19 protein-coding genes are annotated in these 25,409 nt (G+C 39.7%); 5 read left to right on the top strand and 14 right to left on the bottom strand.

The window, feature by feature from the left end; all coding sequences use genetic code 11:
• Window positions 1-78 precede the first annotated feature (78 nt).
• The 10 genes from JEM65_RS13425 to JEM65_RS13380 all read right to left on the bottom strand — a co-directional run bounded on the left by JEM65_RS13425 (window position 79) and on the right by JEM65_RS13380 (window position 10,441).
• Window positions 79-1,287, bottom strand: a complete 1,209-nt coding sequence (locus tag JEM65_RS13425; RefSeq protein WP_199600382.1) for a DUF3883 domain-containing protein — start codon at window positions 1,285-1,287, stop codon at window positions 79-81.
• Between the two features lie 324 nt (window positions 1,288-1,611).
• Window positions 1,612-2,280 carry a hypothetical protein gene (locus JEM65_RS13420; RefSeq protein ID WP_199600380.1) on the bottom strand — a complete coding sequence of 223 codons (669 nt, stop codon included), beginning with the start codon at window positions 2,278-2,280 and terminating at the stop codon, window positions 1,612-1,614.
• 240 nt (window positions 2,281-2,520) lie between these two features.
• Window positions 2,521-2,661, bottom strand: coding sequence for a hypothetical protein (locus tag JEM65_RS13415; RefSeq protein ID WP_199600378.1), 141 nt, complete (start codon window positions 2,659-2,661; stop codon window positions 2,521-2,523).
• Between the two features lie 309 nt (window positions 2,662-2,970).
• The gene (locus JEM65_RS13410; protein ID WP_199600376.1) at window positions 2,971-3,732 is read right to left on the bottom strand and encodes an HNH endonuclease; all 762 of its coding nucleotides are present in this window, start codon (window positions 3,730-3,732) and stop codon (window positions 2,971-2,973) included.
• A 290-nt stretch (window positions 3,733-4,022) separates the two neighbouring features.
• A complete protein-coding gene (locus JEM65_RS13405; RefSeq protein ID WP_199600374.1) occupies window positions 4,023-4,586 on the bottom strand; it encodes an SLATT domain-containing protein in 564 nt (187 codons plus the stop codon).
• A complete protein-coding gene (locus tag JEM65_RS13400; RefSeq protein WP_199600371.1) occupies window positions 4,564-5,442 on the bottom strand; it encodes an SMODS domain-containing nucleotidyltransferase in 879 nt (292 codons plus the stop codon). Before JEM65_RS13400 ends, JEM65_RS13405 begins: the two co-directional genes overlap by 23 nt.
• Window positions 5,443-5,768: 326 nt before the next feature.
• Window positions 5,769-6,506: a hypothetical protein gene (locus JEM65_RS13395; protein WP_199600369.1), complete on the bottom strand. Its 738-nt coding sequence runs from the start codon at window positions 6,504-6,506 to the stop codon at window positions 5,769-5,771.
• A 424-nt stretch (window positions 6,507-6,930) separates the two neighbouring features.
• The gene (locus JEM65_RS13390; protein WP_199600367.1) at window positions 6,931-7,581 is read right to left on the bottom strand and encodes a DUF4145 domain-containing protein; all 651 of its coding nucleotides are present in this window, start codon (window positions 7,579-7,581) and stop codon (window positions 6,931-6,933) included.
• Between the two features lie 309 nt (window positions 7,582-7,890).
• Entirely contained in the window at window positions 7,891-9,786 is a 1,896-nt protein-coding gene (locus JEM65_RS13385) for a hypothetical protein (RefSeq protein ID WP_199600365.1), read from the bottom strand.
• 127 nt (window positions 9,787-9,913) lie between these two features.
• Window positions 9,914-10,441, bottom strand: a complete 528-nt coding sequence (locus JEM65_RS13380) for a hypothetical protein (protein WP_199600358.1) — start codon at window positions 10,439-10,441, stop codon at window positions 9,914-9,916.
• A gap of 932 nt (window positions 10,442-11,373) precedes the next feature.
• Here JEM65_RS13380 and JEM65_RS13375 point away from each other — a divergent pair.
• From JEM65_RS13375 to JEM65_RS13365, 3 genes are read left to right on the top strand one after another with little or no spacing between them, the layout of a single operon-like run.
• A complete protein-coding gene (locus tag JEM65_RS13375; RefSeq protein WP_199600356.1) occupies window positions 11,374-14,367 on the top strand; it encodes a SusC/RagA family TonB-linked outer membrane protein in 2,994 nt (997 codons plus the stop codon).
• 4 nt (window positions 14,368-14,371) lie between these two features.
• Window positions 14,372-15,757: a RagB/SusD family nutrient uptake outer membrane protein gene (locus JEM65_RS13370; RefSeq protein ID WP_233530656.1), complete on the top strand. Its 1,386-nt coding sequence runs from the start codon at window positions 14,372-14,374 to the stop codon at window positions 15,755-15,757.
• A complete protein-coding gene (locus tag JEM65_RS13365) occupies window positions 15,670-18,372 on the top strand; it encodes a S9 family peptidase (protein ID WP_199600353.1) in 2,703 nt (900 codons plus the stop codon). Before JEM65_RS13370 ends, JEM65_RS13365 begins: the two co-directional genes overlap by 88 nt.
• Before the next feature lie 58 nt (window positions 18,373-18,430).
• On the opposite strand, the gene JEM65_RS13360 is transcribed toward JEM65_RS13365, so the two are convergent.
• The 4 genes from JEM65_RS13360 to JEM65_RS13345 form a co-directional block, all read right to left on the bottom strand.
• Window positions 18,431-18,697 carry a hypothetical protein gene (locus JEM65_RS13360; RefSeq protein WP_199600351.1) on the bottom strand — a complete coding sequence of 89 codons (267 nt, stop codon included), beginning with the start codon at window positions 18,695-18,697 and terminating at the stop codon, window positions 18,431-18,433.
• An 82-nt stretch (window positions 18,698-18,779) separates the two neighbouring features.
• The gene (locus JEM65_RS13355; protein WP_199600349.1) at window positions 18,780-20,255 is read right to left on the bottom strand and encodes a MauE/DoxX family redox-associated membrane protein; all 1,476 of its coding nucleotides are present in this window, start codon (window positions 20,253-20,255) and stop codon (window positions 18,780-18,782) included.
• 112 nt (window positions 20,256-20,367) lie between these two features.
• The gene (locus JEM65_RS13350) at window positions 20,368-21,339 is read right to left on the bottom strand and encodes a helix-turn-helix domain-containing protein (protein WP_199600347.1); all 972 of its coding nucleotides are present in this window, start codon (window positions 21,337-21,339) and stop codon (window positions 20,368-20,370) included.
• Between the two features lie 26 nt (window positions 21,340-21,365).
• Window positions 21,366-21,767, bottom strand: coding sequence for a DUF7793 family protein (locus JEM65_RS13345; protein WP_199600345.1), 402 nt, complete (start codon window positions 21,765-21,767; stop codon window positions 21,366-21,368).
• 175 nt (window positions 21,768-21,942) lie between these two features.
• Between JEM65_RS13345 and JEM65_RS13340 the strand changes: the two genes are divergently transcribed.
• Complete coding sequence (locus JEM65_RS13340) at window positions 21,943-24,348, top strand: aminotransferase class I/II-fold pyridoxal phosphate-dependent enzyme (protein WP_199600343.1); 2,406 nt, start codon at window positions 21,943-21,945, stop codon at window positions 24,346-24,348.
• Window positions 24,349-24,375: 27 nt separating this feature from the next.
• Window positions 24,376-25,215 (top strand): RteC domain-containing protein, encoded by an 840-nt coding sequence (locus tag JEM65_RS13335; RefSeq protein WP_199600338.1) that lies wholly within the window; start codon window positions 24,376-24,378, stop codon window positions 25,213-25,215.
• Window positions 25,216-25,409: the final 194 nt, after the last annotated feature.

Here is a 25,409-nt window from a genome sequence, read left to right as displayed (position 1 = left end):
CCGGATGCGTCAACACAGTATGCAGCTCTGGCCAACTTACTCATGACCGAAGGGAGTAATCGGCGAGCTGAATTCTTCTTAGTTATTACAAGCTGGCTTTTTCATCGTTACCTTGTAGTTTATTGGTGTTTGACAGAGGTTAGTTAATTCTCCATTTAGAATTAATAACTTTCCGGTGTTATTGTCATCGTCAAATTCATAAAGTCTATAAACGTAATAGTTTTCCTTTTCTACTAAACTTCTTTCCAATTCGTTTCGTGTAATGTAAAATGTTGAATTTAAACCACCTTTTGTTGTTTTAACTTCGATGAACATTTTATCTCCATTCTCATTAAATGACATTACATCAAAACCTGCTCCATCTCCAAAATTCTTTGCCGTATGTTCGACTTTATTTGCCAATTTTGGTTTACCTAATTTTCTTAATTTCTCTCTTTCATAATTCACTACCCAAATCTCGCCTAAATCTCCAATTCTTTTGTTTGCAATATTATTTTGGATATGATTAATTGTTCGTGGTGTAAAATCAATTCCAGTTTCAGCAAGTTGAACAGAAGTAGTTAGTCCTTGACTTAATTCAAATATGTTTTCAGGTTCAGTTTCTTTTAGCAGAGGTTCAACATCTAAATGTCGAACAACTGCATAAACAAAATCTTGGGTAAGAATTTTTAAGTTTTTGTCATAATAACAATCATCATCAATCCTCTCTTTGTGAAGTTTTATGAGCTCTTGGTCATTTTCAAGTTCGTATTTTAAAAGTTCACATAGATTTTGGAATTGAATGATATTCTCGTAACGACCTTTTATTGGTTTATAATGATAATTTACTATGTCAGAAAACTTGTCGAACATACCGAATTTATAGAAGAAATATCTTTCTGGATATTTCAATGTCAAGTAAACAACAACTGTTCTTTGTCCTTGATAGTTGTTTTTACCAGAAAAATTTGATTCGTTTAATGTTTTAAATTCCGCTCTGAAAGTTTTAACTCGTTCTGTTAAGTCCAAATTTTCGTCATACAAACCTTTAAATAGTAAACGGATTTTTTCAGGCGATTGCTTGGCATTTTCACAAACCATTCGAAAAGGAAATGTGTTGTGACTATCTAAAAGATTTGCTGTTTTACTCAATGAAGTTTCGAGCATTGAAGCAAAATCCGAAGCGTCAATATTCCAATGAGTTTGGAATTGTTTAACTGCTTTCCATTTGTAAAGTTCGTGTTTGTTTATTCGGTCAAATGAATTTTTGTATTCCTGAATAAATGATTTTACTGTTTGTTGGTTCAATTCTCTATGTTGGTTTTAGCTGGTGTGAAACTCGTTATATGTGGACCTAATATAAACATTTACACCTTATATTACCCGGATAAATGGAACTTCTGTTCCACTTATTCATTTTTCCCTGTAGTAAAACAACTGCATATAAAGGATAAGTAATTTCAAAAAGATCCTTTCGCGCTACATTGCATATTGACCACATCAATCACAGCGTAACCTCCAACAATCCTTCCCTCAACCCAACGTTTTACCCATAGACGGCAAACCTACCGGATGGGTCAACAAAATATGCAGCTCTGGCCTATCGGCGAGCCTAATTCTTTGTTATTGGCATTAGTTTTTTCCTGTTTTATTCCACCAAAATATTAAATAAATAAAAGGTGAGTGAATTAAGAAATTAAGTATGTAATTCAAATATGGTTTATTCCATAACAAAGGAATCTTATAAGCAATAGAAGTGATTAAATATATAATTCCGATTATTATAATTATTGCGGCAATAGCACCTAAAACATTTTTTAATTCTCTGTGTACAGAGCCAGTAAAAGGCATAATTATTAAGCCAATAATTAAAATAATAAAGAAATAATTAGATGACAAAACCATCCAAAATAATGAACGAATGGGTTTATTTGTAATAGTATTATCGTTTTTAATAATTGGTCTTTTGATTTCAGTTGTGTCCGATTTCTTGAAAATATTGATTTGGTTTAAATCCAAAATGCGTAATCGGTCAGAATAGTGCGTTCTTTTGTAAATCCGATTTTCTAATTCAGTCAGTTCAGATAGTTTTATAGAATCAGTTTTATATATTTCCTTTAGATTATTAATTGATTCTAATTTTTCAATTTTGTTATCTAGATGAATATCATAAGTGAAATTTAAATAGTAATCGCAAGTCGTTAAAACAAAAATAGAAATTATAAATAGAGAAGTCCTTAAACCAAAATGAATAGATTTATTTTCAAAAAATTTAAGTATTCTTTCTATTAGTTTATCCATTTCTCAAATTAATGCCAACATGGTTATATATAACACAGAGTAACGTATATATCACTTATGCACCCCATGCCATTTCTGTGTGTCGTTCTCAAAATGTACCCGATTCCTGTAAAGCATACAAGGTCCATTTCTTAAAGTTCATATCTCAAATGTATAAATTTGAAATCTAAAATAGCACTCCCAATTAATTGGGGGCCAAATAATGATGTAATATTGAAGTTCTTAAATCTGTTATCATTCTTATATAATTATGTCCAACATGTCTATATCCAACATAGAGTGCCATATATACCCCCTATCCACCCCATGCCATTTCTGTTTGTCGTTCTCAAATATACCCGATTCCTGTAAAGCATCCAAGGTCCATTTCTTATAGTTCATATCTCAAATGTATAAATTTGAAATCTAAAATAGCACTCCCAACTAATTGGGGGCTACATTAGCCCCAACTTTAAAACTAAACGGCAAAAACCAGGCATCCTAAATTCAAACCACAAGCAAAGCACTTAACAAGTTATAGAACAAGAGGTTCTATACTACTTGGCCTCCCAAAACAGCACAACCTCCAACCATCCTTCCCTCAACCCAACGTTTTACCCATAGACGCCAAACCAACCCGATGCGTCAACACAATAGTCAGCTCTGGCCTATCGGCGAGCCAAATTCTTAGTTATTCTACGCAGTTTTTATTCAGCTGTTCATTATTCTCAAGCTTAAATCTACATCAGTTAGTTTGTCAATTTCTTTTGCATTTTTGAAAAATCTCTTTTTTTCTTCTAATGACTTTTTTATATAACTGTTAAAATCCGACTGCGTGTATACTGTTATCGGAAAGCCAAATACGTGTCCAAGAAATTCAATTTCTACAAATTGCTCATTAGAATATAAATATTTCATTCTATCGAAATATAAAATTGGTGTTTCTGCTTCACTTCGAAACATTAACATTATTCCTATCACTCGGTTAAAATACAGGACAGTTGCAGTTCCCTTTCCATATCTTGCAAAATTTCTGATATTATCATATTTTGGCTCGAATCCTTTTCCAGTTTGCCTGTTTAATTCTTCCAAATACATTTTGTAAAGTCCGCGTTTGAAATAATAACATAATTCTCTTTGGAATGTTGAATTTAGTCGGAAAGATGGTTTTATGACAAGTCTTGGCTTTCCATTTCGCTCTTTAATATCAAAAAATCTTGATTTAAATTTTCCGACTTGACGTTTCTGTTTAGTGTCCATCAATAGCCTTCTTCGTGTTATGTTGAAAGTTTCCTTTAAAGCCTCTTCAATAGAATAATTCACTTCTTGTTTATTTCCAAAAAATGAATTGCAATCATCACAAACATTCTTATTGTAATTCTGTCCTCCCAAAGATTTGGGTATCGTGTGAGCTTTTTTGTTAAAAGTAACTTGTGGTTGTTCATTAAGACACCAAAGACATTTCAATTTCATTCAGTCATTAAATTCGGGTTAGTTTGGTCAAATTGCGTAGAACATGTGTATATATAACATATGACATTAGGAGTGACGTATATATCACCTATGTACACCATGTTATTTTGGTTTCTCTTTCTCAAATGTACCTGATTCATACAAAGAATCCAAGGTCCATTTCTTATCCATCATTATACCCATAAACGGCAAACCAACCGGATTCGTCAACACAAAATTCAGCTCTGGCCTACCCCGCTAAGGCGGGACAGGTGCGGCGAGCCGAATTCTTAGTTATTGCCAGTAGTACTTTATTCACGTCTTAATTCTTTAGGTAAAAGATTATTTATTTCTTCGGTTGAAAATGTCAACTCCTCTTTAATATTTAAACTTTCTGTTGCTTTTTTGTAAGCCTTACTTAAAGTTCTTGGCGCTCCTTTATAAATATTAAATAGTTCAGATTGTAGTTCATCACGTTTATTACCGATTTCTACGATATTCAAAACTCCAGAATTTAAGTCTGTAAGTAATGAAAGATATTTTTCTCTAACATTCCAAATATCCGATGCGGATTCAGAATGTTTTTGTGCAATTTCTCCTAAATCATATTTTTGGAAATATGCATTTAACGTGAATAAAATTGCAGATAGAATAGCAGATATTATGCCTACAGTGTAATTTTCTCCAAATACAGTTACTAAAATTCCAGTTGTTGTCAGGGCAGATAACGTTATTTGAAAAATCTTCATATTATGATTTCGTGCACGAAGTATATCGGCACACTTTTCCTGTGTCTTGTGCGTCCATACTGTTCGACCATACAATTCCCTTAATTGGGATTCCATAGTTAATTTAGCTTGGGTATCTGATTCCATATATTTCTCTCCATTTTTGTTTTGTTGACCAATGTTTCCCATCAGTTTCAAGCTTTATCGCATCGATAGACTTATTATAAGCAATTGTTGCTTTATATCTAAAATTATCGGGATTATAGATAGATTGCATACTACCAACTGCATACCAAATAGTTTGAGTGGAAGTTTGATTTTTTAAAAATGCAAAAAAATCCCGACACATCCAGTCGTAATAAAGATAGGATTTATCGCGATGTTCCCAACTCAATAAAAAACGATATGCTAATGTGTCTATGAGTAAACCTTTAATTGGCACGTCACAATGAAATTTCCAAGCACGTGTCATTTTACAAAGTCTTTTTAAATTGTTATTTGTTAAATTATCTCCTGAATTAATAGCGTTAATTTCGGGAATCGGGTTTGTTTTTTTCCAACTACCTCCGGAATTTGAATCGCCATAGGTATATGTATTATCCGTATGCTTAAATGCTGGCAAAACTTCAAATTTGTTAGAATCCCAAAATGTAACTTGAACGATTTGTCCGTCGCCTTTTAGATACGTTGACGGATAAGTTTTAGCAATTGAATTTTTGACATCTTGAAGAAGCGCAGATTGTCCATTGCTAATATATTTATCATATTTTGCGTGGACTGACCAAGGCATTTCAAACAGCATATCGACATCGCTGACTCTGTCGTTTGCCGTATGACGACCATAGGAACCTAAATATCTTCCACCAGTTGTTGAATCCAAATTCCAAAAATCGTTATTAAGCCGTTTAACTATAGCATTAAATCTTATTGAAATGGTCGTACGTTTGGTTGTTGAGATAGTTAAATCGTCACAAAAGGTTTTAAAATTTTCTGATACGCCCATTAATTTCTCGATTTTTGTTGTATTACTGGCAACACATGTATACACGCAACCAGTTGCGTCTATATGTATTATATGTTCCTATCAAACATATTACTTTTAAGAATAGGATACAATTTAAACAAAGCACTTTTTATTTTATGATGCGTACAAAATGAGAAAAGATACTTTCCCATAAGTAACCACTACGTATGTACACACTTGGCCAAATCAATCACTGAGCAACTTCCAAATATCCTTCCCTCAACTCAACGTTTTACCCATAGACGGCAAATCAACCGGATGCATCAACACACAATTAAGCTCTGGCCAATTGGCGAGCCTAACTCTTAGTTATTGGCAACAGTTATTTTTAATGCTTTTCCTTCATATTCAATTATTAAATCAGCCAAAAGGTTGCTTAATAAATCTTGAAACTCTAAAAAGTCAGACATAATTTTATTAATGAATTTAATATAAATTGCACATTGAATTTCAATCGTATTCTCTCTTGTGTTAGATTCTTTTATTAGTTTCATAAATTTTTCTTGCTCGTCTTTCGAAAGTATTTCATAAAACTCCTTTCCAAATTCAATGTCATAATCTTTGAAACTCAAACCTTCGTGTATAAACATATTCCTTATTTCATACATTTTCTTAAATGCAATAAAATAAAATTCCGTAACGGATTTTTTTCCTTTGTTATTTAGAACTTTTTCTTTTGTCAAAATCTTAATAAATATTTTTGAAGTTTCTCTAATTCTGAAAAATTCTCCAAAAAAGACTTGAAAGAGAAATTCGCTTCTTGAAACAGGATTTCCTTTTAGAGATTTTTTGTTATTCTCTAAATCAGATAGGTCAGACAGAATGATATTAATTCCACTTATAATCTTATTTAAATCTCCAATCCATAACAGGAAATTTGCTCTGATTTTCCCAGGAAAACTGTTGTTGAATATATCACAAATTTCTTCTTCAGAGAATTTAGTGTTTAAATCAATGGATTTTTGATTTACCTCTTTCGCAAATTTCAAAAAGCCTTCAGCTAATTGGTTTGGTGGTTGTAAATTTCTAATTGATTTGTCCAAAAGTACGCTTGGTTTTAATTGTTGCCAACATTTATATATACAACACAGAGTGCCATATACCCCCTATGCACCCCATGCCATTCCTGTTTGTTATTCTCAAATGTATACATTTGAAATCTAAAATAGCACTCCCAACTAATTGGGGGCCAAATAAGCCCCAACTTTAAAACTAAACGATAAAAACCAAGCATCCTAAATTCAAACCACAAGCAAAGCACTTAACAAGTTATAGAACAAGACGGTTCTATACTACTTGGCCGCCCAAAACAGCACAACCTCCAACCATCCTTCCCTTAGCCCAACGTTTTACCCACAAATGGCAAACCAACCGGATGCGTCAACACAGTATGCAGCTCTGGCCAACTTACTCATGACCGAAGGGAGTAATCGGCGAGCCGAATTCTTAGTTATTGGTAACAGTAATTTATTCCGGCATCGATGTTTCTAATTCCGCTGTTAAAATTTCCGATTCAATCCAATTTATAGTTAATCGAATTAGCTTTTTTAAGTCGGCTAAATCTTTATCGTCCCATTTTTTTATATAATGTGTATGGTCATTGCCCAGCCAAACTGCTCTTTTGGCTGTAGTTTTTATTTTAGGGTCGTCTACTAATTCGGCTATACATTTACCAAGAAACATTTTCTTAATAAGTTCCGATTTATCTGGTTTCATTTTAATTAAAAAATCTTTTATTAAAAACTCAAGTGCTTTTCGATATCCAACACCTGAAATTTCTAATAATTGCATCTGTTCAGCAGTAAAGGATTCATTATATATTTTTAAAAACATTGGTGATATTGTCGATATTTCCTCGGAGAAAAACGTTTTTTTAGGTTTACCAATTATAACTTTAGTAAAAAAATAAGTTTTCCCATCTAATTTATATTCTCCAATATAACTTTTTTCACAATTTGGATTTGGACAATATAAATTGGCATATAATAAACGGGAATTATTGGCAATTCTATGATTCGTATAATTCGGAGTTGTCTTCTGATGACATTCAGGACATTCCAAAGGGTAATCTGCTAAATAGTAATATGTGTTATTTTGTATAAAATCCTTGTATGCCATAATTTTCTCTTATTGTTGCCAACTCATATATAGACGCAACCAGTTGCGTCTATATTTATTATATGTTCCTATCAAACATATTACTTTTAAGGATGGGATACAATTTAATCAAAGCACTTTTTATTTTATGATGCGAGTAAAATGAGTAACCACTACGTATGTACACACCTCACCAAATCAATCACAGCACAACCTCCAACCATCCCTCCCTCAACTCATCGTTTTACCCATAGATGGCAAATCAACCGGATTCGTCAACACAAAATTCAGCTCTGGCCTATCGGCGAGCCGAATTCTTAGTTATTAGCATTAGTTTTTTTTCTCAAATAAATTTATATTTCCCTTTTCAAAATCCAACAAGAATTTTTCTTTTTCGATGAAAATCTCAAAAATTATATCACTTAACTTTGAATCCTCTTTGTCGCTATTTATAAATTTCCTTAAAATTCCACCACAATAAGATTTTGTCTTCCAAACAAAATATGGTAAAAGAGTGTTGTCAAAATGAGCATTATGCACAATTAGATTTCTAAATCGATAAATCATCAAAACGTCATTTTTAACTTGTCCAATGTGATTTAATATTTCCGATTTTGTAAACGATGAATCAGAATAGAATTTTATTACGGCATCTATTTTATCTAAAATGAATAAATTCTTTTCATAGACTCTTAATTCAGGCAGAATTTTTATAAAATTTTCTAAATAAATACTTGTTCCTACTTCTGGATTTAGTTGTCCAAGCTCTACAAGATTTTCTGGTATATCTGTTTTTTCAAAACGATTTCTTTCTTTATGACTGAAATAATGATACAGTTCCCAGCCATATTCATATACGAATTTGAATATCTGTTCAGAAGCTATAATCTCTTGGATTAAGTCAAATTTACTTTTATGAATATCTGAAAAAATATCTTTTTTAATGTCCTCTTTTGAATTGAATAAATTTTCTATTGCAATCCAATAATTTAGCATTTTATCAGCTTCTTTACTTGATTGTTCTCCTTTTCTATACCAATGAAGAGCGTTTTTGATTTTTGAAACTGTCTCTGAATTTTTCTTTGAATTCCATAAAAACGAAAATTCTTTAAGACTATCAATATGGTTTTCTAGTTCGTTAAAATTTAAGGCATCGTGATAGTTCATAAATATATCATCCTTTCCTCTGCCAGAAGTTGAGAATATCAATCTATTATCTTTGTTTACAATAATATAATTTGATTCATTTAATGCCACATCTGTTTTAAATCTAATATAACAAGCGAGGATATCTAATGCATTTTCAATTTTTGATTTTGCAAATTTTAATGATGATTTAGGTAGTAAATAATCAATTTCTACAGCTGCTTGTAGGTATTTATCTTTTTCAAGATGCTTTTGTAAATCTTCTGAATCGTAGGTTCTATCCTCTTCAGTAAATCTTTTTTGATTTATGTTATAAAAATTTACACCAAAGATTGTTTTGTCAATTTCTCCTTTTATTCCTTTAATAAAGAAGATGTATTTTACCTTCTCAGTTTTTTTACTGTAATAATATGATAGTTTCTTTATTCTGTCTTTAAAAGAGAGATTATCCATTATGTTTTTTACAACTTCCTCAGCTTTTTTAAAGTCGATTTTTTCATTTTCATCTTTATATTCTGAATAATCTATATTATGTGGGAAATCTGTTATTAATGAATCTCCGTGATAATGATACACATCAAAAATATTCTTAAGGAATTTTTTCACATCCTCTAATGCATATGATTTTCTGATGAGCTCAACAATTAAGCTTTGAGAATAATAGTTTATTTTATTAACAAATTTGATATCTAATTCTGTGTCTTCTAGTAGTATTTTTTCTGTTAGAACTAATGTTTTTTGGAAATAAATTCCTTTTTTGAAAGATTCATTAATTTTTTTGCATAAAGCAAGAGTGTAATTAGTCTTGTCAGAATTAAAGTCTTTTCTTAATAGTGTAAACTCGGATTTAAAATGATTTTGGATTACTTCATCATTTTTTAAAAAGTCAGATAAGTTAGAATAAAAGTATTTTCTGTTTTCTTTGTTTCTAAATTGGTTTTCTTCAATTTCAACTATAATATCTTCAATTAAAATATGTGGTGAATATAAGGTGAGTCCATAAGACCTTTTCAAGAAATTATTAATTAAATCTTCCCAAAGTTCAATCCAAAATTTTATTTTAATTTCACTATTCTTCAAATGATTTCTCTAATGTTCGTTTAAATTAATGCTAACGGTTTTGGGAGTTTCACCCTAAGCCTCTCACAGAACCCTGCGCTAGTATTCTCAGTCATATAGTTTCACCTCCAACTTAAATAAAAAAAAATCACTTAGAGTAATGAAAGTTTCTTGACCCAATTTTGTTTTTATTAAGTAGACCATCCTCTACAAAGTCTAATAATGCTTGACTAACTGCAGAACTTTCCAGTTTAATAGAATAATCTTTTGTAATACGATTGCGAACTTCTCCTGTTTTTTTAGGTATATCAAAAAACGAAGTCTCTTCTATTAACCTTCTTATCGCTTCCACGATTGTAAAACGTTTTTCGTTGAATTTTTCATATTCAGAAAAGTTATAAGTTTTGGCATTATACCAAAAATTTTTGATCAGTGTAGTTTTATCAATTCTATTTGAAGAGAGATTAAGTAAAACATTTAAAGGCATTCCCGTATAAAAAGAAATATTCAATATAGTATTACTATTAAAGCCTTTACCAGATTCAATATTAATGATAGTATTAACAGTAAGTTTAGTCAATGCAGCAAATTGCGCTGGTTCTAAATCGAGAATAGCTAAAATCTTTTGAATTCTAGCTCCTATTTCTTTCTTTTGCTCTCGGATATATTCTTCCATAAAACAAATTGAATGATTATAATAATCTATTTCAATTGAAAATATTTGATTATTAATAGATTATTATATATATTTGTTTCATATAGAGTTTGATACATGTAGATTAAACTTTAAATTTGCGATTCTTCAAATAAAACATTGAAGCATTCGCTTTGAATCTCGTACTAGAAAACTGGTAATTTTAATGCAACGAGACGATAAGCAAGATGCTCACGGCCCGGGACGTGGGCTCTCTTATTGTTGCAGGGTATACCAGTACCTCTAGTTCAATAAGTTGAGTTCTGCGTCCTTTTTTATTCACAAAGGTTTTACTCACTTCATTCTTAGCACTGCTTTTCTATTTTTAAAGGTTTCGCACTAAAATAGTTAGAATTAGTCTTTGGGATAGCTGCCGCTATGCACAAAACATATGCGGCACATTCCTGATTTAACTTTAAATAATGGAGCCTATGCATATATAAACATCACAAAAAACCTCCCAACCACTGTTGGCACAATCGTTCAGGACGTCCAATAAAAAGAGGCCGAGGTTAAAACCAATGAGCAATAGCCTTTAAATTAAGGATTAATACAATTTTAAAAATAATAACTGATACCATACAACACCAATGGAGCTTGCTATTAATACCTCGCTGTGCCAACTGCAATCCTCCATCCCTAAGAAATGGCAGCACTATAAAAAAATAGTGCAACATAGCGAGCAATTGGATTTAGTCTTTTGGGAATGGGCTGCCGGTTGATGGAGATCTGGTTAAGGCCGGCGGCCCCGCTTCCCTTATCACTTAATATAGATGCCTATGAGATAAAATTTACAAAAAAATAAATTGGTCAACCTATAAACTGACCAAAAAAAAGACCCGCTCCCAGTTTTCGACGACGTTGGAGCAGGCCAAAAGTTAAAATAAATGTATCATCTTAACCATTACAAAACTATGACAAAAAATCATACCTTGTGTAGGCGGCGGCGTATTTATGCCGGCTGTCTCTTCTTCCTAAGCCTTTCTCTGACCCTTTCTGCCCAAGACCTGTTGGTCTCCGGCCAGGTTACCGATGGGCAATTGCCCATCTCTGGCGCCAATGTTCTTATTAAAAACTCCAATACGGGTGTGGTATCTGATTTTGATGGGCGCTACACCATTACTGCCAGACCAACGGACAGCCTTCAAATTTCCTATTTGGGCTATACCACCCTTACCATCCCCATCCAAAACCGCAGCACCATTAACATCACCCTACAAGAAGATGCCACCGCCCTGGGCGAGGTACAGATCAATGCCGGCTACTACACCACTACTGACCGTGAGAAAACGGGAAGTATTGCACGTGTTACCGCTAAGGATATGGAGACACAGCCCATAACCAATCCACTGGCTGCCCTACAGGGACGTATGGCAGGGGTCAACATCACCCAAAACTCTGGCATTCCCGGGGGCGGCTTCAATATCCAGATAAGGGGCATCAACAGTTTGCGCAGCAATGGCAATGCGCCGCTGTATATTGTCAATGGGGTTCCCTACAGCTCACAGTCCCTGGGCAGTTCACTTACCTCCAGCGGACTGTTGGCCAGTGCGACCAGCCCACTCAACAGCATCAACCCGTCCGATATAGAAAGCATTGAGGTCCTAAAAGATGCCGATGCCACCGCCATCTATGGCTCCCGAGGTGCCAACGGGGTGGTACTTATTACCACCAAGAGCGGCACCTCAGAAAAGACGGCCTTTAGCCTACAGGCCTTTACTAGTCTGGGAAAGGTAAGCTCAAAAATGGAAATGATGGATACAGGACAGTATCTTGCAATGCGCCGTGAGGCCTATGCCAATGATGGCATCACGTCCTACCCTGTCAATGCCTATGACATCAACGGTGTTTGGAGCCAAACCAAAAATACGGACTGGGCAAAAGAACTTATTGGCGGTACGGCGTACATTAAAAATTTACGGGCGGGGATGTCCGGGGGAAACCAGCAGACCAGGTTTCTGTTGAGCGGCACCTACAGAACGGAGTCGACCGTCTTTCCCGGTGATGACACCTACGCCCAGGCAGCCGTCCAAAGTTCGGTCTCCCACCGCTCCATAAATGACAGATTCAAGGTGGACCTTACCCTCAACTACGCCAGCAACAAGAGCAATATCCAGGCCAATGACCTGACCACACAGGCCTATCGCCTGGCGCCCAATGCGCCTGCCCTCTATAATGAAGATGGTAGCCTAAACTGGGAAAATGGAACCTTTGAAAACCCTTTGGCCAATGGCCTGGGCAAATACACCAACCGGTCCAAGAACCTCATTGCCAATGCGGTTCTCAGCTATAGCTTGGCGCCCAATCTGGAGTTCAGGACAAGTCTGGGCTACAACGATATGGACTTGAAGGAAGCCCGTACCTGGCCGTCCACCGTCTACAATCCCGTTTATGGAGTAACCAGCAGCAGTTCCATCCTAACCTTGAACGGTGGCACAAGAAACTCATGGATCGTGGAGCCACAGCTCCATTGGAAACATACATGGCAGGACCATGAACTGGAGGTACTGCTTGGCACTACCTTCCAATCGGAAAGCACCGAGATGCGTACCCAAAGGGGCACAGGTTTTTCCAGCAACGGCCTGATCAACAGTATCGGCGCCGCGGCCACCGTTCAAATACTGGCAGAACAGCTCTCAGAGTACAGGTACCAAGCGGTGTTCGGGAGGGTCAACTACAAGTTCAAAGATAGGTACATTGCCAACCTCACGGGAAGGCGGGACGGTTCCAGCAGGTTCGGCCCAAAGAACAGGTTTGCCAATTTTGGGGCCATAGGGGCGGCATGGATCTTTTCAAGGGAGAAATTTCTCGAGAAATCCTCCTTTTTGAGCTTTGGAAAACTTCGTGGCAGCTACGGCACCACGGGCAGTGACCAGATCGGGGACTACCAGTTTTTGGACACCTATTCCGTAAGCAACAACCTCTACAATGGGGTGGCCGGCCTACAGCCCACCAGGCTCTTCAGTCCAAACTTTGGATGGGAAACCAATACCAAGGTAGAGCTCGCTGCCGAACTGGGTTTTTTGAAGGACAGGATCACCTTAAGTTCGGCATGGTACCAAAACCGCTCTTCCAACCAACTGGTGGGCATCCCCCTTCCCGCAACTACGGGCTTTAACAATATACAGGCCAATCTGGATGCCGTGATCCTCAACAGGGGCCTTGAAATGGAACTGCGCACGCTCAACATTGACAAGAAGGCCCTTTCATGGAGCACCACGGCCAACCTGACCATCCCCAATAACAGACTGCTGCGCTTTGATGGTCTGGAAGGCTCCACCTATGCCAACACCTATGTCATCGGGGAGCCGGTGGATATCATTAAGGGCTATCACTTTACCGGCATTGACGCTGACTCGGGCATCTATCAGTTTGAGGACTACAATGGTGACGGCCTGATCACCTCGGCAGACCGGCAATTTATCAGTGACGTGTCCCCACAATGGTTCGGTGGCCTCAACAACCGTATCGCCTATAAAAACTGGGAGCTCGAGGTTTTGTTCCAGTTTGTCAGGCAGGATGGCCGCAACTATATTTACTCATCCAATCTGCCGGGGACCATGACCAACATGCCCATTGAGGTATTGGACCATTGGCCCGCCAACGGAGAGAACGCCGAGATCCAGCGCTACACTACGGGACTGAACTCTAAGGCCTTTAGTGCCTATTTCAGGTACAGGACCAGTAATGCCGCCATTTCCGATGCCTCTTATATAAGGCTGAAGAGCCTAAGTCTGACCTATAAGATTCCAAAGAACCTGCTCGGTCCGGTTTCGGGAAGTATCTATCTACAGGGCCAAAACCTATGGACCCTCACCAACTATAAGGGAGCCGATCCAGAGAACCAATCCCTTACATTTTTACCCCCGTTACGACAGTTGACCATGGGTACAATCTTTAATTTTTAATCTTATGAAGACAAAAAGCACTATAATTTTTATGGTTACGGTCATCCTTGGACTATCGCTGCTTGGATGCACTAAGTTCATTGAGGTAGACCTCCCAGTGTCACAGCTCACGGGCCCAGCGGTATATCAGGACCAGACCACTGCCACGGCAGCACTCTCCGATATCTATGCACGGTTAAGGAACAACGGGGTGTTAACGGGAAACCCGGACGGGACCAGTATGGTCCTCGGTCTTTATACCGATGAGCTCGCGTACTACGGCACGGGCACCTCGCCCCTGGAAAGTTTTTTCACCCATGGCCTGTTACCCTCAAACACCTATGCGTCCTCCCTGTGGAGCAACAGCTACGGGCAGGTCTATGCAGCAAATGCCCTGCTCGAGGGACTTGAAAATTCCCCTGAAATCCCCAAAAGCGCTACCCACCAATTACAGGGTGAGGCCCTTTTCATTCGGGCGGTCCTGCACTTTTATCTTGTCAACCTTTATGGCGACATCCCCTTTATCACCACGACAGATTACCAGGGCAACGCCCAGGTGCAAAGGCTACCGGCAAGTGAGGTCATGGCGCATATCATCGGTGATCTTGAGGCCGCCGATCAAAAATTGACCTATGGATACCCTGCCCAAAACAGGGTGCGGGCAAACAAGGGTGCGGTCCGTGCACTCTTGGCAAGGGCACACCTGTATCTGGAACAATGGTCACTGGCGGACATGTATGCCTCAGACATTATTGGACAAACGGCACTATATGCCGTTGAGGATGATCTGGATGCGGCCTTTCTAAAAGGCAGCATCTCCACCATCTGGCAACTGCACCCTGGAGTTTCAGGGGCCAACACCTTGCAGGGAAAGATCTTCAGTTTTTCAAGTGGCCCACCAGCGATTGCGGCACTCACACAGGATCTTGTCTCAAGCTTTGGAGAAAACGATCTGCGCGGCCAACATTGGGTCAAAAGTGTGACGCAAGGTGTACAGGTCTGGTACCATCCCTACAAATACAAACTGACGGAGAATACGGGCGTATCCCAGGAATACTCCATTGTCCTGCGCCTGGAGGAACAGATCCTGATAAGGGCGGAGGCCCGTGCCAATCTTGGCGACAGCGATGGCGCAAAACAGGACCTGAATACCATCAGGAACAGGGCGGGCCTTGAGAACACCACAGCGACCACCACGATGCAATTGCTCGCGGCCATACAGCAAGAAAGAAAGTTGGAGCTTTTTACAGAATTTGGCCACCGCTGGTTTGACCTTAAAAGAAACGGGATGGCAGAGGCGGTACTATCCCCCATCAAACCGGCATGGGAACCAAAAAACCTGTTGTTTCCCCTTCCAGAATCGGAACTCCTGCTCAACCCAAACTTGGAACCCCAAAATACGGGCTATTGAAATTTATGATTATGGTACTAAAAAAAGCATTTCTCTTTCTCTGGCTCCTCAGCGCTTCCATGGCACATTGCCAAAAACAGGATAAATTGGACCTCACCATGAAAGACTACGACCAATGGAACACCCTTGTTGCGGGAGATCTATCCCCCCAAGGGACATGGCTGTCCTATAGATTGGCCTATAATGGCGGTGTGGACACCCTGTTTGTCAAGGGTACCAAAACCGAAAAGGTCTATCCCTTTCCCCAAGGGCGCAAGGTCCTCTTTGGCAGTGATGAAAAGTGGGCACTGGTCTTTGCGGAGGGTGCCTTGATACTCCTGGACCTACCACAGGGAAAACAAAAGGTATGGGATAAGGTCATCTCGGGGCAGTTTATGGGCAACTCCAAATTTGTGCTTTTCGAGAAGTTGATGGAGGAAGGCAAAGAACTCATGATCATGGAACTGGCATCGGGCAGGACGACCAACATAGACATGATAAAGGAATACACAGTCAGTCCCAATGGCAACAAAGTGGCCTATATCCTTAACGATAATGCAGTGGCCATTTTAAATCCAGCCCGTGGCCTTGGGGCCAAAGTGCTGTTTCGGGAAAACCCATTGCCCCGTAAGCATCTGGTCTGGAACCCGGACAGTGATGCGCTGGCCTTTCTGGAAGAGTTCATTGAAAATGGGGACAAGGCACCCAATCACAGGATCCATTTCATAGAGGATCTTGCACATGCCAAAGAATATTTTATACTTGATCCGTCCAGTCCCTCCAGCCCGGTCTATGGCAAGACCATCCTGTACAACCCTTCCTTTACCCCGTTGGCCATTGCCCCGGACAATGGGAACCTCATCTTTTACCTCAAGGGTGACACAGAATCGGACAATAATGAAGATGAGGTACAGGTGTGGCGCAGCGGCGACAGGTTGGAATACCCAAGGAACCTTTTGGAGGGAGACCCAAAGGGCAGACCAAAGCTAGCGTGCTGGTTTCCCAAAACAGACCGTCTCCTTGAAATCATGGACAACGAGCGCTATGGTGCCTACCTGACCGAGGACAAAAAAAAGGCCATCGTATTTGATCCACACCGCTATGAGCCACAGCCAGAATCCTATGGCCCAACCGATCTTTGGCTCATGGATCTGGCAACGGGAAAGCGTGAGTTCATTGTGGGACACCAGTCCTACAAGACTGGGTTCCTAGGGGCATCCCCAAACAATCGGTATATCAACTATTACAAAAACAGACAGTGGTGGAGTTTTGATTTCACGACGGGTCACCATGTCCTGCTCTCCCACAACATCAATGATCTGGAACAGAAGAGCTATCCCGGCGGCCAACAACCTTCCCATGGGGTGGCGGGATGGACTGCGGACAGTAAGTTTCTCATCATCCATTCCGAATATGATGTATGGCTGCTATCCCCGAACGGCAAAGAACAGATACGGCTCACAGATGGCAAGTCCCAAAACATACGCTACAGGGTGGTCACGGACCTGAATAGGAAAAAAACGCACTTCAGTCTCTATGACCCCATTGGCCGCACCTTTGACCTTAGGGACGGTCTTGTCCTTGAAAGTTTTGACCTGAACGACAAATCGATGGGTTATTTCAGATGGACCACAAAAGGGAAGCCCACTAAAATGATCACAAAAAAGGCAAAACTGGCACACCTCAAAAAGGCGGCAGACAGCGAGAACTTCATCTATACCCTACAACGGGCAGACCACTCTCCACAGCTCCTCTACATGGACGCCAATTTTAAAAGTAAAAGTATGGTAAGGACCAATGTGCAGCAGGAAAACTATGGCTGGGGCAAAACGGAGCTCATCGCCTACACCAACAGCGCTGGGGATCAGCTCCACGGCGTGCTCCATTACCCAGCGGGGTACATAGAAGGACGGCAATACCCCATGGTGGTCAATATCTATGAAACGCAATCCCAATACTTCCATAACTATTTTAATCCTACGGTCTACAACACCAATGGCTTTTGCCCGACCATCTATACCACAGACGACTATTTGGTACTCTACCCCGATATTGCCCATCAAGATGGAGAGCCCGGTCCTTCGGCAGTGGATTGTGTGGAGGCAGCCGTTAAAAAAGTTGTGGACATGGGAGTGGCGGACAGAGAGCATATTGGGCTCATCGGCTATTCCTTTGGCGGTTACCAGACGGCCTTTATCGTATCCCAGTCCAATACATTTGCCGCTGCCGTTTCCGGCTGTGGCTATGTCGATCTGGTCGGGAATTCCCTGTCCCTTGATAAGGGAACACGGTCAAACATGTGGCGCTACCAGACGCACCAAAAACGTATGGGAGCATCACTTTACGAGGATTTTCAAGGCTTTGTCGACAATTCGCCCATCACATTTGCCGAACATATTGAGACCCCTTTAATGAGCGTTACGGGAACAAGGGATACACAGGTAGATCCACAGGAAAGCATGAAACTTCACCTGGCATTGAGAAGCCTTAAAAAAGAACACACCTTGGTCTTATATCCAGGTGAGGGACATGTTATCACCACACCAAAGTTTCAGAAGGATCTGACCCTAAAAACAAAGGCCTGGTTCGATTATTACCTAAAAAAAATCCCGATTCCAAAAGAAATGGGACTGTAAGAAATGGACAATGCCGGAAACACAAGATTCCCGGCATTGAACTTTTGATCACCCTTCCTTAATCCATTTTCTGGTAAAGGACATCCGGACAGGAAGTCCCATTAAAGTCATAAAGGGTGTTGGCGCCGTCCGTACAAAGGAACGGTACCTCAATTGTGGAACATTCCGTAGATGTAGGGATACACAAGTCCCCTACCTTTTGGAACCCCTGCCTATCGGCAAGGGACGCGTCATCCTTCGCACCGTTGCCGGTCGCAAAGGCGCCTATGGCTGCAACCAGTGCAAAGGCCATTGGCATCATCAATTTTCTAATTTGTGTTTTCATAATATTAAAAATTTAAAAATTACGCCTACTCTATTGACAGGTTTTCGGCTTTTCCTGAACTACGTAGTATGTTTATAGGAGCTTATCTGTCCATCTCCAAATCCAGTTTATAGGCCCTGATATGGTTTCCTATCAAGCCCACCAACCGGTTGCCCTGAACATAAAATTCAGATAGGCTTTCACCGGACACATTGGGGACATAAAAACTGAACACATAGGAACCGTTTGTAAGGTCATAGATATCGATCACCGAATTGCGCTTCCAAGACGATTCGGGCTCATAGAGCCCCATGACCTTTGACTGCACAAAAAGATGGTTGCCATAGGTGGCCGTATTCCTGTTCACCACCATGGGAGGGGCAGCTATTTTGCGCACCTTCCCCGAGCCAGTATTGCTTACTTCCAACACCGCCCTACTGATGGTATCTATGGTCTTGCCCCTATAGTCCAGTTTTAGGCCACGATCCGCCACAATAAATTGGTTCCTGTAGAAATAGGTATAGATGATCCAATCGAGCTGCCGGTTGTACAGGAGCATGCCGTCCGTGTCAAAGACACCGTCCACCTGCTTGACCAGTAGTTCCCTGGACAGTGCCAGGTCAGGCGTATCACCTGTCTTCATCAGGCCCAGTACATTTTCATTGGTTCCGCTCTCGCGGGCCACCATTACAAATTCGTTGTGGACCGTAGGGACAATTTTTGAAAAATAGCCCTGTACCCTTTCCTGCGCCTTTACCTTCCAGTCCGTGATCCCGCCCTTTAAGATGATCGGGATGTTGCCGTCCATAAAATAGAAATACGGGGCCACGACCCTGACCTTGGGCGACCTGAACAGCATGTCCCCATCCAACAGGGCAATGGTGGTTTCCCGTTGGATATCCAGTGCATGGTCCAGCACCTTGATGTGCAAGGGACCCGTAGTATTGGTAAGGTAGATATGGGTGCTGTCAATCCCCGCAACCTTATAGGAATTCAGGCCAAGGTCACGCGAATTTTCCAAGGTGGCCCTGTGCTGCGGAAAGCGTCTTATAAAATTGTTCCGTTCATGGGCCATGGTCTCAGAAGCCCTGAATAGAAGCGCCATCGTCAGTGAGCAGACCAAAATTATACAGAGCATCCATACGGTTGTTCTTTTATACCGTTTGGTGGACATATAAAGCGCTATCATTGCAAGCACCACAAAAAGAATGTTGAACAGCAAATGCTCGCTCCAGCTCATACGCTCCAGAACGCCTCCGCAGGAGCAGGGCACGAAAGGGCTATAGTTCAGTATGATAAAGATATAAAGACTGAACAGGACCATCAAGGCCATGGCAAGATAGAGGCCCAACCGTCTTGTGGCTGCAATGGAGAGCAAAAATACCGTAAGGGTTTCCAAAAGCAGAACACTATAGGAAACAAACCCAGTGAAGGCACTCAATAAAGGAGATTGTCCGATCTGCATCTGAAAATTTTGAAAATCCAAAAATTTACTGACTGCCGCATACACGAACAACAGGACGAACAGCAAACTGACCACCGGCGGTATATTTTTCAGGAAAGATCTTGGCACTTTCATATCATTTGATTTGATATGGTAAAGGTCGTTACTTCTATTTGATCTTAAAGGAGCATTATTTGCCTAATCGGGATTAATTTACTTGTAGTCAATACTATATGTCTTTGAAAAATCAATTTTTACGGAGCTCACTTGGAGAAAACCCATATTTGTTTTTGAAGGATCTCGAAAAGTGCGACATCGTTTTAAAACCTGACATCTGGGCTATAGTGTTAAATGAACGATCACTGTACTGGATCATCATCTGAGCTTTCCGAAGTCGTTCCTGCATCAGGAAATGGTGTACTGTAGTACCATATAATTCTTTAAAGCCATACTTGAGCTTAAATTCATTGGTCCCTAGTTGCAGGGCAAACTTCTTGAGTGGAGGAAAATAATGTTCTGGATTATTCATGATCAAGTCATGCGCCTTCCTAATCTTTCGGATATCTTCAAAGCTCAATCTCATTTTCGGTTTTCGTAAAACCAATGGATACACTTCGGAATACGTCTCTCTTTTATGTTTCGCCTGTTTGACCTTTGTAATTAAATCTGAGTGAAGCTTGCTCTGATAATTGGAATGATGTATAACGGTAATGAGGGTTTTGATGTCTTTTGTTGTGCTTTCTGAAAATTTTGTGAGATAGACAATCTTAGGAATTACAAGATCCGCCTTTGTCCTAAAAGACAAACCGATAGATGTATCAAAGATAGTTTTATATTCAGATTGCTTCCATATTTTTTTCCATTTGGTAACCGACTCCGCCACCAAGAACGATTCAAATAGTTTACCAACCACATCTTCCATAAGCATGGATAAAATAGTGCATGCCTCTGAATTTGCCATCTGCACCGTCCCCCTCTGATCCAATATAAAGCTCATTTGAACAATGTCGAGTATAGCCGTATCCCTATTAGCATAGCCCTGATGCAAGATGGTATCCTGCATTTCCTCAGCCAACATATTCAATGTCACGACCAGTGCTTCAATATTATCGTTTTTTTTGGATCGTTCAATACGATAAAAGAAATTCCCCGAAGCCATTTCCAACAGCATTTTATTGATGACATGCATTCTTTGTTCTATGTCCTCCAACGTGCGCATCTTTTAAAATTTAGTCCCAAAATAAATCACCTATATGCATTTAAATACACCAGAGCGTCATGGATATTATCGAATGCCTCGGTGGGAATGGTAGGTTTGCTTGTACGTAAGTAAAATTGGGACAACATTTCAGAAACCGGTGATTCCACAATAAAGGCTACCGCTTTAATGAAGGCAGAACCTTCTATTGACAGATAAATACGCGCTGCCTTATTTATTTCCTTTATATCGCGTATATCGCAAAGGACCGGCATAAATTGTCCCTCCTGCAAATCTAGCCGATCCTTGACAATATAGACGGCTTCAGGCAGATCTACAGCAATATTTTTGTATTTGACGTGCAGAATGCCCTCAATTATTTGATAAGTAGCATACTCATTTTCGTAGGTCATCATGGTATGGAGAATTAAAAAACTGGTTATTCCCATAAATTTACAAAATTATCAAGTGATTTATTTGACCTATTCGTTCGATGAATTGACAAATAGGGATTAATCGTTGCTTATAACGGATTAAAACTTGCCTAATCGGGATTATTGTGAGGTTGAATTCTACAAATCACGCAAAAGTTATTAAATTCTGTTCCACAAAAATCCCCAGATCATGGCTAAAATTAAACACAACAATTTTTTGGACACCGTAAATGATGTATTTACAGATGCCATAGATGAAGGCGTCCTCCACTTATACGCGGAGGGAGAAAGCTTTTCAGGTAGAACCATTGGCGTTAACAATAGAGACCTATTCCATTTTGGGACTACAGGATATTTAGGACTGGAACAGGATTCTAGATTGAAAGAGGCCGCAATAAGTGCTATCCAACGGTACGGCACCCAATTTCCACTGTCTAAATCCTACATCTCCAATCCGCTATATAGACAATTGGAAGAAAAAGTGACCGAGATGTACCAAAATCCCGTAGTCATTACAAAGAACAGCACCTTAGGCCATATGGGTGTCATCCCAAGCGCTGTTGACGATCGTGATGCCATCATATTGGACCATCAAGTGCATTGGAGCGTCCAAAGTGCGGCAAAAATATTAAAGACACGAAGTGTTCCCGTTGCTATGGTCAGGCACAATGATCTGAACATGCTGGAAGACAAAATAAAGTATTATGCCAATAGCAAACAAAGGATCTGGTATATGGCGGATGGCATCTATTCCATGTATGGCGATTTTGCACCTATCAAGGATCTTACCTATCTCGCCCAAAAATACCCACAGCTCTTTCTCTATTTTGATGATGTGCACGGCATGAGCTGGATCGGAAAAAATGGGACGGGCTATGTGATGAGCGAAATCAATGAGCTTACTGAAAATATGTTGCTGTTCGGAACCCTGAGCAAAACCTTTGGAGCTAGCGGATCGGTACTGGTCTGTTCCAACAAAAAAATGTACCACAAGATAAAAACCTTTGGTGGACCGTTAACCTTTTCGGCCCAATTGGAACCTGCTTCCGTGGCAGCTGCCACAGCCTCCGCCGAGATTCATTTAAGCCCTGAAATCTATAGCCTCCAAAACGATCTAAAACAGAGAATTCAATATTTTAACGCGTTGGTGCAACAGACCGATTTACCACTCATAGATAAAAATAATTCGCCGGTTTTCTTTATCGGTACGGGGATGCCAAAAACTGGCTACAACTTTGTCAATCGCTTAATGAAGGAAGGTTTTTACGTGAATTTAGGTCTATTTCCCGCTGTGCCCGTAAAAAATACAGGGGTAAGAATAACCATATCCAGACATAACCAGCATCAGGAAATTAAAGCACTGGTTGACGCCATGGTCTACCATCTGCCAAAAGCGATCGAAGAGACGGATACCAATTTGGGTCGTGTCTATCAGGCATTCAATTTAGAGACTAAGATAAAACCTGAAAGCAGATCCGAGGCTAATCTGACGGTACAATTGGAAGACTCCATTACAAAAATTGACAAAGAGACCTGGAACAGGTTAGTAGGTACATCTGGCATCCAAGATTGGGACGGCCTTTTATTTCTCGAAAACACATTTTCCGACAATCCGCTAAGAGAAAACAACTGGAACTTTTGGTATTTGATCATTACTGACGCGCAAAAAACGCCTGTATTGGCGGCTGCAATATCTTCATCGTTATGGAAGGATGATATGCTCGCCAATATGACCGCCTCAGAGATTATAGAGGCCGAAAGAAAATTAGATCCGTACTATATGACCTCTAATGTACTCAGTTTGGGCTGTCTATTTACAGAGGGAAACCATCTTTATGTGAATGACACACATCCCTTAAGGACTGAAGCCCTCAATAGGTTTATGCTAACCTTAGAACATCTGGAACAGAGTTCGAATTCCAAAATGGTTGTCCTCCGAGATTTTAAAGAGAACGATAAATTGCACAGCTATTTCCAAGGGCAGGGCTTTGTCCGGGTCCAAATGCCAAATTCCTGTAAAATCGATTTAGGGCATAACGCTTCTATTGAGCAGTATACGGCGACACTTTCCTCAAGAAGTAAAAAACACCTCAGAAAGGATATTTTGGCCTATGAGCCTTATTTGGACATCTCGTTCCTAAAAAAACTGGATACGAACCAACTAAAACAGGTAAAAAAATTGTACGATAACGTACGCAAGAATAATTTGGGCTTGAATACATTTTCCTATCCTGTTGAGCTATTTGAAAATATGTCCGAAAATCCGAACTGGGAATTCATAATCATTAGAGAACCTGAAAATCGGACGAAAATTATCGGGGTGATGTTCTGCTATAAAAATAATGGCAGCCAAACCTACGTGCCTTCCTTGGTAGGAATTGACTATGACAGTCTTGAGACCTACCAGACCTATCGCCAATTGCTGTATCAAACCCTAAAAAGAGCGATGCAGTTGAAATTTCAATACATTGATTTGGGCATGACGGCCTCTTTTGAAAAAAGAAAACTTGGAGCAGTTGTGGAAGAAAAATATGCATACATCCAAACTTCTGACAATTATACCCTCGAACTCATGGGATTATTGGAATCCCGATAGTAATAAAAGATATTGCTATACATAGACATGAGGTACCAAAAATTTATATCAGAATTTGAATCGAATCTTGAATCTTTGGAATTTGAGACTGATGATATTTTATATAAAGCAGAGCATCGTATCGCAAAAACAGAAATATGCATCAAGCGCCTTAGAAATGAGGTCATTGAAAAAGGGTTTGACTCAAAAAATGAAGAGATCAGCTTTTTTAAGCATATTAAACCACAAATTTTCAGCAGGCTCATATACTACGTAAGACTCTTCAATATAGAGAGCAAACGTCCACGGAGCAGCTCTAAATTTCAAATAAGGTATCTCAACAACCATATCGATAAATTGCAGGTATTCTTTAATGATAATTTAGAGTTCTACCATTACTATCGCAGAGGTGCTACGACCCTGGATGAAGAATATTTTATCCGAGGTAAGTCGGATTTACGGTTACCTACAGAATCTTACCATTTTTTTATAGACGAACAGTTTTCTACCTGTCAGGACACCACCGTGGCCACCATAATTGCCTACGACATGTTGATTGTATACCTGCAACAGGAAATAGAAAAGCTACAGACCAGCACAGACACTTATAATAAATCAATGAAGCAATCATCTTCTAAACTTTTCTGGACGGGAAGCAAAACGGAACTCACTGAACTGATCTACGCGCTTCACAGCAGCGGGGCCATCAACAGCGGCACCGCCGACATCAAGGAATTGGCGTCCCTATTTGAACAAATGTTCAACATTGGACTGGGAAACTACTACCACACTTTTATCGAGATCAGGGCCAGAAAATCCAATAAGACCAAATTCATGGACAAGCTCAAGGATTCCCTCGAAATGCGGTTTGAAGATTCTGATGAATAATCCATAGATGATCCCAACTTGGGAATTCTTGACCCCTTCCATTTTCCATTTACTTTGAGATCATTTGGAGTCAAAAACCTTGTCTTTCCTTACCTTCCAATACCAAAACGACTCAAATTTTATTTTGAAAAAAACTTCCCACCTTGGGACTGACTATTGATGATTTATCAACAATATCCAACAATTTTGTAGAA

Source organism: Gelidibacter salicanalis, from assembly GCF_016469035.1.
GTDB classification, from domain to species: Bacteria; Bacteroidota; Bacteroidia; order Flavobacteriales; family Flavobacteriaceae; genus Gelidibacter; species Gelidibacter salicanalis_A.
Note: the sequence above shows the minus strand (reverse complement) of the source record. Positions and strands in the feature narration are given on the sequence as shown.

What these genes read in the sequence shown, in the direction of transcription:
- JEM65_RS13420 (WP_199600380.1), bottom strand. Translation starts at nt 2,280, where the DNA reads ATGGATAAACTAATAGAAAGAATACTTAAATTTTTTGAAAATAAATCT.
- JEM65_RS13415 (WP_199600378.1), bottom strand. Translation starts at nt 2,661, where the DNA reads ATGAACTATAAGAAATGGACCTTGGATGCTTTACAGGAATCGGGTATA.
- JEM65_RS13410 (WP_199600376.1), bottom strand. Translation starts at nt 3,732, where the DNA reads ATGAAATTGAAATGTCTTTGGTGTCTTAATGAACAACCACAAGTTACT.
- JEM65_RS13405 (WP_199600374.1), bottom strand. Translation starts at nt 4,586, where the DNA reads ATGGAATCAGATACCCAAGCTAAATTAACTATGGAATCCCAATTAAGG.
- JEM65_RS13400 (WP_199600371.1), bottom strand. Translation starts at nt 5,442, where the DNA reads ATGGGCGTATCAGAAAATTTTAAAACCTTTTGTGACGATTTAACTATC.
- JEM65_RS13390 (WP_199600367.1), bottom strand. Translation starts at nt 7,581, where the DNA reads ATGGCATACAAGGATTTTATACAAAATAACACATATTACTATTTAGCA.
- JEM65_RS13380 (WP_199600358.1), bottom strand. Translation starts at nt 10,441, where the DNA reads ATGGAAGAATATATCCGAGAGCAAAAGAAAGAAATAGGAGCTAGAATT.
- JEM65_RS13375 (WP_199600356.1), top strand. Translation starts at nt 11,374, where the DNA reads ATGACAAAAAATCATACCTTGTGTAGGCGGCGGCGTATTTATGCCGGC.
- JEM65_RS13370 (WP_233530656.1), top strand. Translation starts at nt 14,372, where the DNA reads ATGAAGACAAAAAGCACTATAATTTTTATGGTTACGGTCATCCTTGGA.
- JEM65_RS13365 (WP_199600353.1), top strand. Translation starts at nt 15,670, where the DNA reads ATGGGAACCAAAAAACCTGTTGTTTCCCCTTCCAGAATCGGAACTCCT.
- JEM65_RS13360 (WP_199600351.1), bottom strand. Translation starts at nt 18,697, where the DNA reads ATGAAAACACAAATTAGAAAATTGATGATGCCAATGGCCTTTGCACTG.
- JEM65_RS13355 (WP_199600349.1), bottom strand. Translation starts at nt 20,255, where the DNA reads ATGAAAGTGCCAAGATCTTTCCTGAAAAATATACCGCCGGTGGTCAGT.
- JEM65_RS13350 (WP_199600347.1), bottom strand. Translation starts at nt 21,339, where the DNA reads ATGCGCACGTTGGAGGACATAGAACAAAGAATGCATGTCATCAATAAA.
- JEM65_RS13345 (WP_199600345.1), bottom strand. Translation starts at nt 21,767, where the DNA reads ATGGGAATAACCAGTTTTTTAATTCTCCATACCATGATGACCTACGAA.
- JEM65_RS13340 (WP_199600343.1), top strand. Translation starts at nt 21,943, where the DNA reads ATGGCTAAAATTAAACACAACAATTTTTTGGACACCGTAAATGATGTA.
- JEM65_RS13335 (WP_199600338.1), top strand. Translation starts at nt 24,376, where the DNA reads ATGAGGTACCAAAAATTTATATCAGAATTTGAATCGAATCTTGAATCT.